The organism is Paenibacillus popilliae ATCC 14706 (genome assembly GCF_000315235.1).
Taxonomy (GTDB): domain Bacteria; phylum Bacillota; class Bacilli; order Paenibacillales; family Paenibacillaceae; genus Paenibacillus_B; species Paenibacillus_B popilliae.
Genome location: NZ_BALG01000296.1, coordinates 1 through 697, shown reverse-complemented (window position 1 = coordinate 697; position 697 = coordinate 1). Strand labels below are relative to the sequence as shown.

Annotated in this window: 1 protein-coding gene; it reads left to right on the top strand. The window is 45.1% G+C overall.

Annotated features, from left to right (window positions below; translation table 11 throughout):
- Positions 1–697: hypothetical protein (locus tag PPOP_RS22935; RefSeq protein WP_042229443.1), on the top strand; the 697-nt coding region annotated here is incomplete at both ends.

Below are 697 nucleotides of genomic sequence, written 5' to 3'. Positions count from 1 at the left end.
ATCGGGACAGATAAGAAACTATGGGCTGTCGTAAGTCTGATCACGGTCGTGACGATGTTGTTGCAAGCAACCGTGCCAGATCCCGAACTGGAAAATGGATGGAATGGGCTTTTTTTTATTTTTGGCAACAGCTATCTATATGCTTTATTTTTATTGCCCTTGTATCTGGTTGTTATCAACGAGATCGGGAATGAAGGGGGAGCGGCCTGGGCAAGAGCTGTCGTTATCCGATTAGGACAGAAAACAAACTGGTTCTTGACCCAATTTGTCGTCTTGCTGCTCGTCAGCCTGTGGTTTGCGGCATTTGTGATCGGAATGGTGTTAGTACAGTCGATACTCACCTGGGGGTATGATCCGAACTGGAGCCAGTTTACAGTGCAAGGAGATGATAAGTATACTTACTTTGCGACTGAATTTACGCCATGGCAGGCCTTAGCTTTTTACGGCATTAGGTATTTTTGGGGCCTGCTTATGATGGGGACGCTATTTCTGTGCTTACAATGTATCACCAAGCGGAGAAGTCCGGGAGGGTGTATGATCGCGGTTTTCTTTTATGTTGCCTTACAAGCTTTTTTCAAAGTAGGGAATATCCCGTTGCTCAACATCTTAGATATCGGAAATCATACGATATACAGCTTCAACCACAACGTATCCTCCCCCTTGCTTTTTATCATCCAGAGTCATATCGCCTTGCTTA